15 protein-coding genes are annotated in these 16,432 nt (G+C 60.7%); 9 read left to right on the top strand and 6 right to left on the bottom strand.

From position 1 onward, the window contains the following. On the top strand, positions 1-1,110 hold a 1,110-nt coding region (locus BFP96_RS21490), incomplete at its 5' end, for an FTR1 family iron permease (RefSeq protein ID WP_139113431.1). 2 nt (positions 1,111-1,112) lie between these two features. Then, the gene (locus BFP96_RS21485; protein WP_065886995.1) at positions 1,113-1,568 is read left to right on the top strand and encodes a YaiI/YqxD family protein; all 456 of its coding nucleotides are present in this window, start codon (positions 1,113-1,115) and stop codon (positions 1,566-1,568) included. Positions 1,569-1,674: 106 nt separating this feature from the next. On the opposite strand, the gene elbB is transcribed toward BFP96_RS21485, so the two are convergent. Next, positions 1,675-2,340, bottom strand: a complete 666-nt coding sequence (elbB, locus tag BFP96_RS21480; RefSeq protein ID WP_065936968.1) for an isoprenoid biosynthesis glyoxalase ElbB — start codon at positions 2,338-2,340, stop codon at positions 1,675-1,677. Positions 2,341-2,455: 115 nt separating this feature from the next. Here elbB and BFP96_RS21475 point away from each other — a divergent pair, with 115 nt between their 5' ends. Further along, positions 2,456-3,691 carry a sterol desaturase family protein gene (locus tag BFP96_RS21475; protein ID WP_065936967.1) on the top strand — a complete coding sequence of 412 codons (1,236 nt, stop codon included), beginning with the start codon at positions 2,456-2,458 and terminating at the stop codon, positions 3,689-3,691. On the opposite strand, the gene BFP96_RS21470 is transcribed toward BFP96_RS21475, so the two are convergent. Then, a complete protein-coding gene (locus BFP96_RS21470) occupies positions 3,672-4,307 on the bottom strand; it encodes a DedA family protein (protein WP_065886998.1) in 636 nt (211 codons plus the stop codon). The genes BFP96_RS21475 and BFP96_RS21470 overlap by 20 nt on opposite strands. A gap of 208 nt (positions 4,308-4,515) precedes the next feature. Between BFP96_RS21470 and hemB the strand changes: the two genes are divergently transcribed. Together hemB and ppk1 are read left to right on the top strand one after the other, a co-directional pair. Next, on the top strand, positions 4,516-5,529 hold the full coding sequence (gene hemB, locus BFP96_RS21465; protein ID WP_065936966.1) for a porphobilinogen synthase: 1,014 nt from the start codon (positions 4,516-4,518) through the stop codon (positions 5,527-5,529). Between the two features lie 17 nt (positions 5,530-5,546). After that, a complete protein-coding gene (gene ppk1, locus BFP96_RS21460) occupies positions 5,547-7,769 on the top strand; it encodes a polyphosphate kinase 1 (RefSeq protein WP_065893912.1) in 2,223 nt (740 codons plus the stop codon). Positions 7,770-7,899: 130 nt separating this feature from the next. On the opposite strand, the gene ppx is transcribed toward ppk1, so the two are convergent. Next, on the bottom strand, positions 7,900-9,402 hold the full coding sequence (gene ppx, locus BFP96_RS21455) for an exopolyphosphatase (protein ID WP_065893911.1): 1,503 nt from the start codon (positions 9,400-9,402) through the stop codon (positions 7,900-7,902). A gap of 482 nt (positions 9,403-9,884) precedes the next feature. Here ppx and BFP96_RS21450 point away from each other — a divergent pair, with 482 nt between their 5' ends. The 4 genes from BFP96_RS21450 to BFP96_RS21435 all read left to right on the top strand — a co-directional run bounded on the left by BFP96_RS21450 (position 9,885) and on the right by BFP96_RS21435 (position 14,418). Next, a complete protein-coding gene (locus BFP96_RS21450; protein ID WP_065893910.1) occupies positions 9,885-10,541 on the top strand; it encodes a DUF1120 domain-containing protein in 657 nt (218 codons plus the stop codon). A gap of 131 nt (positions 10,542-10,672) precedes the next feature. Beyond that, the gene (locus tag BFP96_RS21445; protein ID WP_083216672.1) at positions 10,673-11,371 is read left to right on the top strand and encodes a fimbria/pilus chaperone family protein; all 699 of its coding nucleotides are present in this window, start codon (positions 10,673-10,675) and stop codon (positions 11,369-11,371) included. 7 nt (positions 11,372-11,378) lie between these two features. Continuing rightward, positions 11,379-13,880, top strand: a complete 2,502-nt coding sequence (locus BFP96_RS21440; RefSeq protein ID WP_065936965.1) for a fimbria/pilus outer membrane usher protein — start codon at positions 11,379-11,381, stop codon at positions 13,878-13,880. Continuing rightward, positions 13,870-14,418 carry a hypothetical protein gene (locus BFP96_RS21435; RefSeq protein WP_065898113.1) on the top strand — a complete coding sequence of 183 codons (549 nt, stop codon included), beginning with the start codon at positions 13,870-13,872 and terminating at the stop codon, positions 14,416-14,418. Before BFP96_RS21440 ends, BFP96_RS21435 begins: the two co-directional genes overlap by 11 nt. Here BFP96_RS21435 and BFP96_RS21430 read toward each other — a convergent pair. The 3 genes from BFP96_RS21430 to BFP96_RS21420 are packed head-to-tail and all read right to left on the bottom strand — an operon-like array spanning position 14,390 to position 16,429. Beyond that, a complete protein-coding gene (locus BFP96_RS21430; RefSeq protein ID WP_065887006.1) occupies positions 14,390-15,127 on the bottom strand; it encodes an amino acid ABC transporter ATP-binding protein in 738 nt (245 codons plus the stop codon). The two genes, BFP96_RS21435 and BFP96_RS21430, sit on opposite strands and share 29 nt — an antisense overlap. Further along, entirely contained in the window at positions 15,114-15,764 is a 651-nt protein-coding gene (locus BFP96_RS21425) for an amino acid ABC transporter permease (RefSeq protein WP_065936964.1), read from the bottom strand. Before BFP96_RS21425 ends, BFP96_RS21430 begins: the two co-directional genes overlap by 14 nt. Next, on the bottom strand, positions 15,761-16,429 hold the full coding sequence (locus BFP96_RS21420; protein WP_065887008.1) for an amino acid ABC transporter permease: 669 nt from the start codon (positions 16,427-16,429) through the stop codon (positions 15,761-15,763). The genes BFP96_RS21425 and BFP96_RS21420 overlap by 4 nt, the downstream gene beginning before the upstream one ends. Positions 16,430-16,432: the final 3 nt, after the last annotated feature.

Below are 16,432 nucleotides of genomic sequence, written 5' to 3'. Positions count from 1 at the left end.
CCGCCGCAGGTCAAGCGCGGCCCGGCGCAGTTGCTCGATTACACGTCCGCCACCCTGGACAAAAGCCTGGCCGCGTTCCGTAACGGCGACCACGAACAAGCCTATGACCTGTCGGTAGCTGCTTATCTGGAAGGCTTCGAGCTGGTGGAAAGCTCCTTGGATAATGTCGACGCCAATGTGCGCAAGGACACCGAGAAGGCGCTGATGGCCTATCGGCAGTCATTGCAGGACGGACTGCCGATCGAGCAGGTGCAACAGCGCCTGGACGTGGCCAAGGGCAAGCTCGGTGAGTCTGCCGGCTTGCTCGGCGGCGACGGCCTGAGTTGGTCGTTGAGTTACATCTCCGGTTTGCTGATCCTGCTGCGCGAAGGCCTGGAAGCGATCCTGGTGCTTGCCGCGATCCTGGCTTTCCTGCGTAACACCGGCCAGCAATCGGCGGTGCGCAGCGTCAACGTCGGCTGGGGCCTGGCGCTGTTGGCCGGCTTGGCCACCTGGGCGCTGGCGGCGTACGTGATTGATGTCAGCGGCGCCCAGCGTGAATTGCTGGAAGGCTGCACGGCGCTGTTTGCCAGCGTGATGGTGCTGTGGCTGGGCGTCTGGATGCACGACCGGCGCCACGCGGCGGCCTGGCAGGACTACATCAAGAGCAGCCTGGTGGGCGGCGGTGGGCGCTTTGGCTTTGCGCTGCTGGCATTCTTCTCGGTGTACCGCGAACTGTTCGAAGTGATCCTGTTCTACGAAACCCTGTGGCTGCAAGCCGGCCCGGCCGGGCACGAAGCGGTGCTGGCGGGTGGCGCCACCGCCCTGGTGCTGCTGGTGGGCCTGGCCTGGGTGATTCTGCGCGGTTCGGCGAAGCTGCCGCTGGCACTGTTCTTTGGCATCAACGCCGCGCTGTTGTGCGCACTGTCGGTGGTATTCGCCGGGCATGGCGTCAAGGCGCTGCAAGAGGCAGGCATCTTCGGTACTCGGCCGGTGGCGTTTTTTGACTTTGACTGGCTGGGCATTCACGCCGATGCGTATTCGTTGAGTGCGCAGGCCGTGGCGATACTGGCGATCGTGGTGCTGTATGGCCGCAGTCGCCTGGCCGAGAAGCAAAGGGCGGCGGCGTAGGCATGCGGGTCTGGATCGACGCGGACGCTTGCCCACGGGCGGCCAAGGATCAGGTGGTGAAATTCGCCCTCAAGCGTCAATTCGAGGTGGTGCTGGTGGCGGGGCAGAGTCAGATCAAACCTGGCTTTTCCTGCGTGAAGTTGATCGTGGTGCCCAGCGGCCCTGACGCGGCCGATGATTATCTCGTTGAACACGCTGTGCCTGGCGAACTGGTGATCTGCAGCGACGTGCCGTTGGCTGACCGGCTGGTGAAAAAGGGCGTCACGGCCCTTGACCCACGGGGCAAGGAGTTCAGCCCGGCGAACATGAGCGAGCGCCTGGCGGTGCGTAACCTGTTCACCGATCTGCGTGAGCAAGGCCAGATGGGCGGCGGGCCGCCGCCCCATGGTGAAAAAGACAAGCAAGCGTTTGCCAATGCGCTTGACCGCCTGCTTACCCGTTTAATGAAGCCTTTGTAGGAGCGAGCTCGCTCGCGAAGAACGTCAACGATAACGCGGGCATTCTGGATGGACGCGGCGCTCTTAGATTCTTCGCGAGCAAGCTCGCTCCTACAGGAAGAGGGCGTCAGTCGTTTTCGTGGGTCAGTTCCAGCACCCGGTCTACCAGCTTGTTGATGCCCGACGCGACTTCACTGATGTTCTTGCCCAGCATATACGCCGGCGTACTCACCAACTTGCGCGCGGTGTCCTCGACAATATCTTCCACCGTGCATTCCTGATGGGTGGCGCCCATTTTGTCCAGGGCGGCTGCGGTGTCGGCATCGTTGCCGATGGTGCAGGTCACGCCGGGGCCGTAGATTTTCGCGGCCAGGGCAGGGGAGATGCAGATCAGCCCCACAGGCTTGCCGGCTTCGGCAAAGGCTTCGGCCAAATCCAGGACTTGCGGGTTGACGCTGCAGCCGGCGCCTTGCACGGCAAAATCCGACAGGTTCTTCGCCGCGCCGAACCCACCCGGCACGATCAGCGCATCGAAGTCAGCAGCGTTGGCCTCACGGATATCCTTGACCGCGCCTCGGGCGATGCGCGCTGACTCCACCAATACATTACGCGATTCGGGCATTTCTTCGCCGGTGAGGTGGTTGATCACATGCAACTGCGCAATATCCGGCGCAAAACATTCAACGTGAGCGCCGCGCTGGTCCAGGCGCAGCAGGGTGATCACGCTTTCCTGGATCTCTGCACCGTCGTATACGCCACAGCCGGAAAGGATCACTGCAATCTTTTTGCTCATGGGCATTTCTCCTGATTCATGGCGTTAAATGTCTACTAATTTGTAACCTGTTGCCAATGGGAACTCACGCCACTGCACCTAATCTTGCTGTAACAAAAAAAGACCGGACTAGCCCATGGACTTCGTGCCTTATGCGGTACCGTTTTTCATTGCGTTGATCGTGGTTGAGCTGCTGGCCGATCGCTGGCGCGGTGCGCGCAACTATCGAGTGGCGGATGCCATCAACAGCCTCAGCACCGGGGTGCTGTCCACCACGACCGGGTTGCTGACCAAAGGTGTGGGCCTTTTGACTTATGCGTTCGCCCTCAAGCACCTGGCGCTGATCGAGTTGTCGGCCCAGAGCCTCTGGACCTGGGTGTTCGCATTCGTGTTCTACGACTTCTGCTATTACTGGCTGCATCGCATGGGCCATGAGCGCAATATCCTCTGGGCTGCGCACTCCGTGCACCACCAGAGCGAGGACTACAACCTCACCACCGCGCTGCGCCAGACCAGCACCGGCTTCTTGCTGAGCTGGATCTTCTACCTGCCCCTGGCCGTGCTCGGTGTGCCGTTGGTGGTGTTTATCAGCGTGGCTTCGCTCAACCTGCTGTATCAATTCTGGGTCCATACACGTCACGTTCCCAAGCTGGGTTGGTTCGAATGGTTCTTCGTCACCCCGTCCAATCATCGGGCCCACCACGCACAGAACGCTCTCTACATGGATCGCAACTATGGCGGGGTGTTCATTTTTTGGGATCGGCTGTTCGGCACGTTCCAGGAGGAAGATGACAACGAGCCGGTGATCTTCGGTGTGACCACGCCCCTGGCCAGCTGGAACCCGCTGTGGGCGAACCTGCAGTTTTATGCGCAGCTGTGGAACGATGCCCGCCGTACTGAAAGCCACTGGGACAAGCTGCGCATCTGGTTCATGCGCACCGGCTGGCGCCCCGCAGACGTCAAAGCCAAGTATCCGCTGGCCAAGCCGGACCTGGCCCGGTTCCGCAAATTCGAGGTGCCGCTGGACAGACGCCAACAGGTCTACGTAGCGCTGCAATTCGCAGTTTACGTGGGGTTTGGCAGCTATCTGATGAATATCGGCGAAGGTCTGCCCACGGAGGCGCTGGTCCTGGGCTGGGGTGCGATGGCGTTGGGGCTGTTCACGTTGGGGGTCGCGTTGGAGAATCGCCCGTGGGCGCTGAAGGCCGAGTGGGTGCGCCTGGGGCTGAATGTGCCGTTGGCAGGGCTGGCCCCGTGGGTCGGCCTGTGGCCCGCCGGCAACCTGGGCTGGCTGGGCCTGGCGAGCTACAGCGTGCTCAGCGTGATCGGCCTCTACTGCTGCAGGGGCCGGCTTACGCGTCTGGCGTCTTAGGCGTTTCGACCGGCGCGGGTTCGGCAGCGCGCCGAGCCTTGGCCTCGGCGCATGCCTCGCGGGCGATGCGGGCATTCTTGAAGCGGCGTCGCAGCCACAGGCCAAAACCCAGCACCAGCAAGGCGCCCAGCACCCACAGCTCGTATTTCTTGACGCTGCCGAGCATGCCTTCGAGCACTGCGCCGAAGTGGTAGGCCGCAGCCCCCAGCGCTGCCGCCCATATCGCTGCACCAATACCGTTAAGGATCAGATAGCGCAGGGGCGGGTAGCCGGACAGGCCAATCGCCACGGGCATGACCGTGCGCAAACCGTAGACGAAGCGAAAGCTCAGTACCCAGATATCCGGATGCTTGCGGATATGCTCCAGCGCCTTGTCGCCCATCAATTGCCAGCGCGGTTTGCGCGCCAGCAACTTGCGGCCGTGCTTGCGCCCCATGTAGTACCAAAGCTGGTCGCCGGCGTAGCTGCCGAAGAAGGCAACGACCACTACCAGGTTGATATCCATGTATCCACGAAACGCCAGGAAGCCTGCGAGTACGAGGATGGTCTCGCCTTCGAAGAACGTGCCGAGGAAGAGGGCAAAGTAGCCGAAGTCATGCAGAAATTGTTGAAGCATGGTCTAGGGTGCTGGCGAAATGAACGCGCAGCCTACGCCTTCACGAAGATTCATGAAAGTATCGAGATGTGTCACGAAGTGAACAATTCCTATGTCAGTGCAGAATGTGACTACAGGTCGCATCGATAAGCACAACTGTCATTCGTTCGTCATAATGGCCGCTTATAACTGCACCGCTCGCCCGTAAACGCGGGCTCAGGAGTCTGTCGTGAGCTTTACCCCCGCCAATCGGCTGTTCCCCGCCACGCGTCTGCGTCGTAACCGTCGTGATGATTTTTCGCGCCGTCTGGTACGTGAAAATGTACTGACCACGAATGATCTGATCCTGCCGGTATTCGTGCTGGACGGCGAAAATCGCCGGGAAGCGGTGGCTTCGATGCCAGGGGTGGAGCGCTTGAGCGTCGATCTGCTGCTTGAAGAAGCCGCGCATTGGGTGGCGCTGGGCATTCCTGCGCTGGCGCTGTTCCCGGTAACGCCTGCGGAACTCAAGTCACTTGACGCGGCCGAAGCCTGGAACCCGCAGGGCATCGCCCAGCGCGCCACCCGCGCCCTGCGCGAGCGTTTCCCGCAGCTTGGGGTGATCACCGACGTGGCCCTCGATCCATTCACCACTCACGGGCAGGATGGCATCCTCGATCCGTCAGGCTACGTCGAGAACGACATCACCGTCGATGCGCTGGTCAAGCAGGCCTTGTCCCACGCAGCGGCCGGTGCCCAGGTGGTTGCGCCGTCGGACATGATGGACGGTCGCATCCAGGCGATTCGCGAAGCGCTTGAGTTGGCCGGACATGTCAACGTGCGGATCATGGCCTACTCGGCCAAGTATGCCAGCGCCTATTACGGCCCCTTCCGCGAGGCGGTGGGCTCGGCCCTGAACCTGGGCAAGGCCGACAAGGCTTCGTACCAGATGGACCCGGCCAACAGCCATGAGGCCCTGCACGAAGTGGCGGCCGACCTGGCCGAAGGCGCCGATATGGTCATGGTCAAGCCAGGGATGCCTTACCTGGACATCCTTTGCCGGGTCAAAGAGGAATTCAAAGTGCCGACCTTTGTCTATCAGGTCAGCGGTGAATACGCCATGCACATGGCCGCAATCCAGAATGGTTGGTTGAGTGAAGGGGTGATCCTCGAATCCCTGACAGCCTTTAAACGTGCCGGCGCTGATGGCATTCTGACCTACTTCGCCGCCCGCGCTGCCCAATTGCTTAGAGAGCAACAATAGCCCTCACAGGAACACTCATGAATACCGAAGGACTTACAGAAGTTGCCGTAAAAGACGCTCATCCGGTGGTTGAACAAGTCGCCGAGACCCCGCCGGAGCTGGAGCCGGCCCCGCCTGCGGTGGTTGCCGAAGCGCCGGCGCCGGCGCCGGTTGCCGTGGTCACCAACCTGGATGACAGCAGCCTGTACATCCACCGCGAGCTGTCACAACTGCAATTCAACATCCGCGTGCTGGAACAGGCGCTGGATGAGTCCTATCCGTTGCTGGAACGGCTCAAATTCCTGCTGATTTTCTCGAGCAACCTGGACGAATTCTTCGAAATCCGGGTCGCCGGCCTCAAGAAGCAGATTACCTTCGCCCGTGAGCAAGCCGGGGCCGACGGCCTGCAACCGCACCAGGCCCTGGCGCGCATCAGTGAGCTGGTGCACGGCCATGTGGACCGCCAATACGCGATCCTCAACGACATCCTGCTACCGGAACTGGAAAAACATCAGGTTCGCTTCATCCGTCGCCGTCACTGGACCACCAAGATCAAGACCTGGGTGCGCCGTTACTTCCGTGACGAGATCTCACCGATCATCACCCCGATCGGCCTCGACCCGACGCACCCGTTCCCGTTGCTGGTGAACAAGAGCCTCAACTTTATCGTCGAGCTGGAAGGCATCGACGCCTTCGGCCGCGACTCGGGCCTGGCGATCATTCCGGCGCCGCGTCTGTTGCCACGCATCATCAAGGTACCCGAAGAAGTGGGGGGCGCTGGGGATAACTATGTATTCCTGTCGTCGATGATCCATGCGCACGCCGATGACCTGTTCCAGGGCATGAAGGTCAAGGGCTGCTACCAGTTCCGCCTGACCCGTAACGCCGACCTGGCGCTGGACTCCGAAGACGTCGAAGACCTGGCACGTGCTCTGCGCGGCGAGCTGTTTTCGCGGCGCTACGGCGATGCGGTGCGCCTGGAAGTGGCCGACACCTGCCCCAAACACCTGTCGGACTACCTGCTCAAGCAGTTCAACCTGGCCGAATCCGAGTTGTATCAGGTCAATGGCCCGGTCAACCTGACGCGCCTGTTCAGCATCACCGGCCTGGACAGCCATCCGGAGCTGCAATACAAGCCGTTTACGCCGCAAATCCCGAAACTGCTGCAGAACAGCGAGAACATCTTCAGCGTGGTGAGCAAGCAGGACATCCTGCTGCTGCACCCCTTCGAGTCGTTCACGCCGGTGGTCGACCTGTTGCGCCAGGCCGCCAAGGACCCCCACGTGCTGGCCGTGCGCCAGACGCTGTACCGCTCAGGCGCCAACTCGGAAATCGTCGATGCGCTGGTGGATGCTGCGCGTAACGGCAAGGAAGTCACCGCAGTCATCGAACTGCGAGCGCGCTTTGATGAGGAGTCCAACCTGCAACTGGCCAGCCGCCTGCAAGCGGCCGGTGCGGTGGTGATCTACGGCGTGGTCGGCTTCAAGACCCACGCCAAGATGATGCTGATCCTGCGCCGCGAAGCCGGTGAGATCGTACGTTACGCTCACTTGGGCACCGGCAACTACCACGCCGGCAACGCCAAGCTCTACACCGACTACAGCCTGCTGACCTCCGACGACGCCTTGTGCGAAGACGTCGGCAAGCTGTTCAGCCAGCTCATCGGCATGGGCAAAACCTTGCGCATGAAGAAGCTGCTGCACGCGCCGTTTACCCTGAAGAAGGGCATGCTCGACATGATTGCCCGCGAGACCCAGTTTGCCCTCGACGGCAAGCCGGCGCACATCATCGCCAAATTCAACTCGCTGACCGATCCGAAGATCATCCGCGCGCTGTACAAGGCCAGCCAGTCGGGCGTGCGTATCGACCTGGTGGTACGTGGCATGTGCTGCCTGCGCCCGGGCATTGTCGGCGTCTCGCATAACATCCATGTGCGCTCGATCATCGGCCGCTTCCTGGAGCACACGCGGGTGTTCTACTTCCTGAACGGCGGCGAAGAGCAGATGTTCCTCTCCAGCGCCGACTGGATGGAGCGCAACCTCGACAAGCGTGTGGAGACCTGTTTCCCGGTGGAAGGCAAAAAGCTGATCATGCGCGTCAAGAAGGAGCTGGAAAGCTACCTGACCGACAACACCCATAGCTGGAGTTTGCAGTCGGACGGGCGGTATGTACGCAACACGCCGACCGGCAACCAGAACGCGCGCAGTGCACAGGCGACGCTGCTGGAGAAGCTGGGCAGCCCGATCCTGACGGTGAACTAGAGCCCAGCGCGGTGTGAAAAATGTGGGAGGGGCGGTGCGACGATTCGACTTGCCCCCGATAGCGGTGGGTCAGTCACTTATTTGTAAACTGACCCACTGCCATCGGGGGCAAGCCCCCTCCCACATTTGGTTAGCGCAAGTTCAGGCTGAACCCAACCCGCGTCAGCCACTCCGCTTCCTGGGCGAAGTCCGCCTGGGTCAGCTGGTTTTCGTCCAGCCAGCCTTTGGGGAACATCACTTCCAGGCTGTCGCCGTCGGCGCGCAGTTTCACCTGGGGCATTTCCTGGGTGCCGCGGATGTGGTGGAACAGGATTGCAAAGCGCAACAGCGCGCACAGCCGAATCAGCTTGATGCCGTCCATGCCGAACTCGGCAAACTTGTCCTTGGGAATATTGCGGCGGTGACCGCGCACCAGCAGCGCGAGCATCTGCTGATCTTCCCGTGAGAATCCGGCCAGGTCCGAGTGCTCGATCAGGTAGGCGCCGTGCTTGTGATAGTGGTAGTGGGCGATGTCCAGGCCCACTTCGTGCACCTTGGCGGCCCAGCCCAGCAGTTCGCGCCATACACCGTTTTGCAGGTCCCAGTCGTCGGCCACCTGGTCGAAGGCATGCAGGGCTTTGCGCTCGACGCGCGCCGCTTGCTCCAGGTCGACGTGGTAGCGCTCCATCAGCGAACTGAGGGTGCGCTCACGCACGTCTTCATGATGATGGCGACCGAGCAGGTCATAGAGCACACCTTCGCGCAGGGCGCCGTCACAGTGGTCCATGCGTTGCAGTTCGAGGGCGTCGAAGATGGCTTCAAGAATCGCCAGGCCCGCCGGGAAGATGGTGCGGCGGTCAGGCTTGATGCCGTCGAAGTCGATCTTCTCGGCATCCCCCAGCTTGAACAGCTTGCGCTTGAGCCACGCCAGGCCTTCGGCATTCACCTCGCCAGTGCCATGGCCGCCGGCCTTGAGCGCCAGGCCGATGGCACGGATGGTGCCGGAGGAGCCGATGGCTTCATCCCAGCTCAGGCGGTGCAGGGCGTGTTCGATACTCATGATCTCCAGACGCGCCGCCGTGTAGGCCTGGGCATAGCGCGCCGGGGTGATCTTGCCGTCCTTGAAATAACGCTGCGTGTAGCTGACGCAGCCCATCTGCAGGCTTTCGCGCAGCAGGGGTTCGAAACGCTGGCCGATGATGAATTCGGTGCTGCCGCCGCCAATGTCCGCGACCAGGCGTTTGCCCGGGGTGTCGGCCAGCGTATGGGAAACCCCGAGGTAAATCAGGCGCGCTTCTTCGCGGCCGGAAATAACCTCTACCGGGTGCCCGAGGATTTCCTCGGCGCGATGGATGAATTCATTGCGGTTGCGGGCTTCGCGCAAGGCGTTGGTGCCCACTATTCGTACAGCGCCAGGGGGCATGCCGTTGATCAGTTGCGCAAAGCGCTTGAGGCAGTCGAGCCCACGCTGCATGGATTCTTCATTGAGCTGACGTTCGTCGTTGATCCCGGCAGCCAGTTGCACTTTCTCGCCGAGCCGCTCAAGGATGCGGATTTCACCGTTCTGGGCCTTGGCCACGACCATGTGAAAGCTGTTGGAGCCCAGGTCGATGGCTGCGATCAGGGACAGATTCTTGGCTTGGGATTGCGGCATGGTTTGGGGATCTCGGTCGATAACCCAACCATCGTGCCACGATCGACCGCTGGAGCCAACGCGTTGTGCTTCGGTAATTTTTCTGAAGCTGTCTGCGGGGATATCTTGTGAGATATGTAGGGTGATATCCCATGATAGCTGCTGAGTAGTGACTTAGTTTTGTAGGGGTTTTTAACTCTGGTTGTAGTAATGCCGGATTTTGATTATTCCTACAAAGTGCGTTTGGTTATTCCAGCTATTAATTTGTCTTGGCCTACCTTGAAGTTGTTATTAGGTAGCCTGAAATTTTTACTGTTCTTACAGTGGTCGTAGTTTTATCCGATTCTTTAATGCGGCGCCAAAGCGACACACTGTTATCCGGCAATTGTGCCTTGGTGTTATCTATGTGTCGTTGTGCATGTCCGGGAAGATAAGGTGTTTGGCGATGGAGCCGCCAAGACGACAACAGAAAGCACCTGATAACTTTAAGTGACAGGTCGAATATGAAGAAAATTGTTGGATTGACCCTGGGTCTCGCCTGCATGGCGGCAAACATCGGTGCCCATGCTGCCACCAGCGCCGAACTGATCGTCAGGGGCGTCATCAAGCCCGCTGCCTGCAACCTCAGCATGAGCGGCGGCGGCATTATCAACTACGGCGATATTCCCTCCGGTCAACTGTCCCAGACGGCGTTCAACGCGCTTGGCGAAAAAACCACGCCTATCACCGTCAGCTGTGGCAATACGCCGGCGCAGTTCGGGCTCAAGTTTGTCGACCTGCAAGCCGGCAGCAAGGTAACGGGCATACTCGCGGCACTCGGGGGAGGTTACACCGAGGCGCAGAACTTTGGGTTGGGCACCGTGGCCGGTCGCAAGACCGGTGGTTTTGCCGTGACCCTCAAGGACCTGCGCTCGCCGAGCGCAACGCTGTCTCCGATCATGCGTGTCAGCAGTGGCGCCTGGCAAAACAGCGATGGCAAGGTTGCACAGTCGCCTAGTCAATATTCCTGGCGCAGTGGTTCATCGCCCACGCCTGCCGCGATCTCCCAGTTGACCGGGACGATCACGGTGCGAGCGGTTATCAATAAAGGCCAGGACCTGGACCTGAGCCGCGACGTTACTCTGGATGGGCGCGCAACACTTGAACTGAGTTACATCTAAGCGACATAACGACAGTCGATCAAGAGGCTTGATGTTTCTGATCGACTGTTTTTTATGCGCGGCCGGCGATCAGCAGTCAACTTTAAGGTTGTGGGGAGCACAGTGTGTCCAGTCGTCCAGTATTAAAAAATATGCGCTTATTATTTGCAATGTTGATGCTCTGTGTTGTCGGTGTTGTCGGTGTTGCGGTGGCAGATGGCATGTTGCCCGAAACCACGGTCATTGTGCTGAACGAAGAGCAGGGTGAAGCGACTATAAACATCAAGAATACCGACGCGGCGCCAGCATTACTGCATTCGGTAATAGAAAATGTGCCTGAAGATATGGAACCGCTTTTGATCGTAACGCCGCCTATTGCGCGGGTGGAAGCGGGAGAGACGCAACTGGTCCGTTTTATCAGCACTTTGAAGGCACCGTTGAAGACTCAGCGGTTAAAGCGCGTAACTTTTGAAGGCATCCCCCAGGCGCGTGCTGCGGGCGGTGCGACCATTGGTATCACCCTGCGGCAGAACTTGCCGCTGATCCTGCATCCCCAGGGTCTGCCCGTTCATCACACGCCCTGGGAACTGTTGAAGTGGCGGAGCACAGGGCAACGCTTGTCGGTTCACAACGACAGCGCTTATGTGGTGCGCATGGCACCACAGGTCCGGTTATTGCCACAGGGAACCCTGGCTACGTTGCCACGCACCTACATCCTGCCGGGCGAAGCGCTGGCGGTGAAGGTTGAAGGCCCCCTGCAGGGACTCACCGGCATTGAGATTCAGCCGGCCACGATCTACGGCTTTTCGGTAGAAAACTACCGGGCCCCGATCACTGCCGATGGGGGTTGATCAACCCATGACCAACCTGTCGAATCACCGAACTGGAACATCTTTACGGGCCCGCCGACCCACCCTGCTCGTGGGGGTCGCGACACTCTGGAGTTTGCCTGGCGTTGTCCCGGCGTTGGAGTTGGGCGAGGGCTTTGACCTGGCGGCATTGACCACGCACGGTATTGACCCGAAAGTCTCGGACTACTTTCGCACGGCGGCGCGCTTTCGCGAGGGCACCCAGGTGGTGGGATTGCAAGTCAATGGCAACCCGCTCGGGTTGGTGGACGCACAGTTCGATGCCAATGGGCAGTTGTGCTTTACCCCGGCGTTGCTGGAAAAAGCCGGGTTGGTAAAGCCTGATGGGGTCGTGCGCAAGGGCGCCACCGCCGACCAGACGTGCCATGACTTCCTGGGAGCCTTCCCTACCACCATGGTGCGGTTGCGCCCGGGCAACGACGAGGTGTCTCTGGTGGTGCCCACTTCATCATTGCGCGGACCGCAGTGGGAAGCCGGCGATTTTGCCCGGGGCGGGGCGGCGGCGCTGTTCAACTATGACGTGCAAGGTTTCGACAGCCATTCGCGCGGCGGGAACAACCGGTTCGTATCGGCCTACACCGAAGCGGGCTTCAACCTGGGTGATTGGATTGTTCGCAGTCGTCAACTCTATGTCTCCGATAATGGCGTGGCGCACAATGAGCACCTGTATGCCTATGCGCAGCGGGACATCGCCGCATTGCAGTCGACGTTCCAGGCTGGCCAGCTTTCCAGCAACAACCCATTGTTTGGCGGCATCCAACTGTCGGGTGTGCAGTTTTCCCCCGACGGGCAGTCGCGCGTGCCGGCAGGCAGCAATAATGCCGTGGTGGAGGGTTTGGCCCAGAGCCAGTCGCGTATCGAGGTGCGGCAGTCCGGTGTGTTGATCCACAGTACGCTGGTGCCCGAGGGGCCTTTCCGACTGACCGGTTTGCCGTTGCTCAATGGCACGAGCGACCTTGAGGTCAGTGTGATCGACGTGCGCGGAGCCCGACGCAGCTTCGTGGTGCCGGCGGCTTCGTTCGCCGGCGCCGTGCCGGCGACGCCTGGTTATTATTTTTCCCTGGGCAAGGTACGTGAAGAAACGCAGGGTGAGGGCCCTTCGCCCATTGTCGCAATGGGCAGCGGGACCTGGGCGTTGGGGCGTGACTCATCCGCCGGTTTCGGCTTGTTGAGCAGCGACGAGTACTGGTCGGCAGGTGGCACGTTGAGCAGTGTGTTTTTCCAGCGGGTCTCGGTGGGCGCGCGCCATAAGCTGTCCCGCGACAGCCGTAATGCGGTGTCCGGTTCACGCAGTAGCGTATCCGTGAGCAGCCCGGTCTCCGCTGGCATCGATCTCAATCTCAGCGCCACCAGCCAGACCCGGGGCTATCGCGAGGTGGTCGAGGTCGGCCAGCCCCTCGAGGGCGATGTGCTGGAATCGCGCTTCAAGAATCAATACACGGCGGGCGTGACATGGGTCGACCCCACCCTGGGGGCGTTCTCCCTGAACTATAACCACAACGCTCAATTTGACGGACAATCGAGCGAACATGTATTCGCGTCATGGAACAAGTCGTTCCGTTACGCCGATGTTGCGTTGATTGCCGACTCCCAGGTCGGCAGCACCCAGTCCCGCCGTGACGCTGCGCGGGATCGTAGCCGGCGCGACACCGTGCGCGAGGATGACTTGTCCTTGCGGTTGCAGGTCAGCGTGCCCTTGGGCGTTGATCGTCGCGTGAGCAGCTATGTCAGCCGCCGTGGGGGGCAATCCCGTGCCGGTACGGCGCTCAATGAGCGGGTCAACGAGTATGTGAATTACGAGGTGGGCGTCGAGCGCGACCTCAGTGCGAGGGAGCAATCGGTGCGCGGCCAGGTAGATCTCACGCCGCGTTATACCCGAGTCGGTCTGGGTGCCAGTCGCGACTCATTGGGCACCAGTTATAACGGGCAATTGCAAGGAGGTGTGGTCGCTCACGGAGGTGGGATCACCTTCTCGCCTTACACGGTGCAGGACACCTTCGGTATTGCGTCGGTAGGCGACATTGGTGCTGCCAAAATCGACACCCCGCAAGGCCCCGTATGGACCGATTTCACCGGCCAGGCCGTGCTTCCAGGCTTGCCTGCCTACTCCAACAGCCACATCGAAGTGCAAACCCAGTCCTTGCCAAAGCGCGTTGATTTGAAGAACGGCACCCGGGTACTCGCCGCAGGTCGCGGTTCCGTCAACACAGTGGCATTCGATGTGGTGAAAGTGCGCCGTATGCTGGTCAACGCCACGGATGATCAGGGTCGACCATTGCCTCAGGGGGCTGCGGTGTTCGGCAAGGGCGATCGTTTTCTAACCAGCGTGGTGGGCGAGGGCACGATCTTTCTCAATGACGTGAACGACTTGCAGGACCTGAAGGTTTTACTGCCGGACTCTGCCAGTTGCCTGCTGAACATTTCACCTGGAGGCCAGCCTGACAATGACAAGTTCTTCGAAACCACTGCGGCGGTGTGCCATGGTCGGTAAGCTCGCAAGCATCGGCGCTGCGCTGTTCTGTACGGTGTTGCTGACTCAGGAGGCACGGGCCGAAAACTGCCGGTTGTCGTTGAGCCAACCGCGTATCGACTACGGTGTCATTCGCAGGGAGGCGCTGGCCGAAAGCGCTACGGTCACGCTCGGTACGCGATCGCTGCAGCTCAACGTGTTGTGTGTCGAGCCATCGGCAATGGCGTTGCGGTTTATCGGTGCCGCCAATGGGCAAACGTTCCGCTTCGGCCAGCAGGGCCGACTGCGGTTGAGCCTCAAGCATGCACAGGTGGATGGGCGTCCCGTCGAATGGGCGATGATGAGCCAGCCTGATGGCGGCGCGGGCGGGCAGTTATTGCCCGGACAGGTCCTGGTGGCCCGTGCCGCAGGGGGACTGGTGACAGGCCAGCGCTTGACGGCTCAGGTCGACATCGACACCGACCTGCCCGCCGACGCCTTGCAAGTACGCAGCCAGACGCTGTTGGAAGGGCAGGGTAGTTTTGAACTGGTCAGCCCGGCTGTTCCACGGAGCCGATGAAGTTGGCGAGCTCGGGCGTTTGCGGGTTGGCAAACACGACCTTGGGGTCGCCCACTTCATGCACCTTGCCCTGGTGCATGAACACCAGCTTGTCACCGACTTCGCGGGCGAAGCGCATTTCGTGGGTCACCATGATCAGCGTCATGCCGTCTTTGGCCAGTTGGCGCACCACACTGAGCACTTCATTGACCAGTTCCGGGTCCAGGGCCGAGGTGATTTCGTCGCACAACAGCACCTTGGGCGACATGGCCAGCGCGCGGGCAATTGCTACACGTTGCTGCTGGCCGCCAGACAGGCGGTCGGGGAAGGCATCGAACTTCTCCCCCAGACCCACGCGTTCCAGCATCTGTTTAGCCAACTGCGCTGCCTTGGCCTTGGGCACTTTCTGCACCACCTGCGGCGCGAGCATGACGTTCTCGCCCACGGTCAAATGTGGAAACAGGTTGAACTGTTGAAACACCATGCCGACCTTCTGCCGCAGGCTGCGCAGGTCGGCGCGGGCGGCGTCGAGGTATTCGCCATCGACTTCGATCACGCCGTCGTTGATCGACTCCAGGCCATTGAGGGTACGCAGCAAGGTGGATTTACCCGAGCCACTGCGGCCGATGATCGCCACCACCTGGCCTTCTTCAACGGTCAGGTCAATGCCCTTGAGCACGTGGTGATCGCCGTAATATTTATGCAGGGCAGAAATTCTAAGCAGAGGCATGCAGTCTCCTTTCCAGGTAGCGCGCACTGAGGGACAAGGGGTAGCAGAGCAGGAAGTAACCGAGGGCCACGAGGCCGTAGACCATGAAAGGTTCGAAGGTGGCGTTGGCGAGCATGCCGCCGGTCTTGGTCAGTTCGGTAAAGCCGATGATCGAGGTCACGGCGGTGCCTTTGACCACCTGCACCGAAAACCCTACGGTCGGCGCCACGGCAATACGCAGGGCCTGGGGCAGGATCACGTAGCGCAGTTGTTCAAGGGGGTTGAGCGCCAGGCTGGCCGACGCCTCCCACTGCCCATGGGCAATGGAGTCGACGCAGCCGCGCCAGATTTCGGCGAGGTAGGCGCTGGTAAACAGGGTCAGGGCGATGGCTGCCGCCAGCCACGGCGAGATATCCACACCGAGCAGGGCAACGCCGAAGAACACCACAAACAGCTGCATCAGCAGCGGCGTGCCCTGGAACAGCTCGATATAGGTGCGCGCAACATTGCGCGCGAATGCCTTTTTGCTGATGCGCAGGATCATCACCAGCAACCCGATCAGGCCCCCGCCGATGAACGCCACCAGCGACAGCAACAGCGTCCATTGCAGGCCGGTGAGCAGGTTGCGCACGATGTCCCAGAAGGAAAAATCACTCATCGACTGTTCCTCATCACATAGCGGCGGCCGATCCAGTTGAGCAGTTGGCGAATCATCAACGCCATGCACAGGTACACCAGGGTGGTCAGGGCATAGGTTTCAAAGGCGCGGAAATTGCGCGATTGAATGAAGTTGGCGGCAAAGCTCAGCTCTTCGGTGGCAATCTGCGAACACACCGCCGAGCCGAGCATCACGATGATGATCTGGCTGCTCAGGGCCGGCCACACCTTGCCCAGTGCAGGCAGCAGCACCACATGACGGAACGCTTCGAAACGCGTCATCGCCAGTGCGGCGGCGGCTTCCAGCTGCCCCTTCGGGACGGCCTGGATGCCGGCACGGATGATCTCGGTGGAATAGGCGCCCAGGTTGATCACCATCGCCAGCACTGCGGCTTGCCACTCCGTGATCTTCAACCCCAGGGAGGGCAGGCCGAAAAAAATGAAGAACAGCTGTACCAGGAACGGCGTGTTGCGGATCAACTCGACATACACCCCGAAAAACCAGGCGAACGGCTGGATCTTCCACGCCCGCACGACGGCACCGAGCGTGCCCAGGGCCACGCCGAGGATGGCGCCGATGGCCGTCAGCTCAAGGGTGAACAACGCGCCGCGCAACAGCAGGTCGGTGTTGGCCAGCACCGGCATAAAGTCAAATTGATACGCCATGGA

This window comes from Pseudomonas sp. 34 E 7, from assembly GCF_900005715.1.
GTDB classification, from domain to species: domain Bacteria; phylum Pseudomonadota; class Gammaproteobacteria; order Pseudomonadales; family Pseudomonadaceae; genus Aquipseudomonas; species Aquipseudomonas orientalis_A.
The sequence above is the reverse complement of the archived record's forward strand: the minus strand, read 5'-3'. Positions and strand labels throughout refer to the sequence as shown.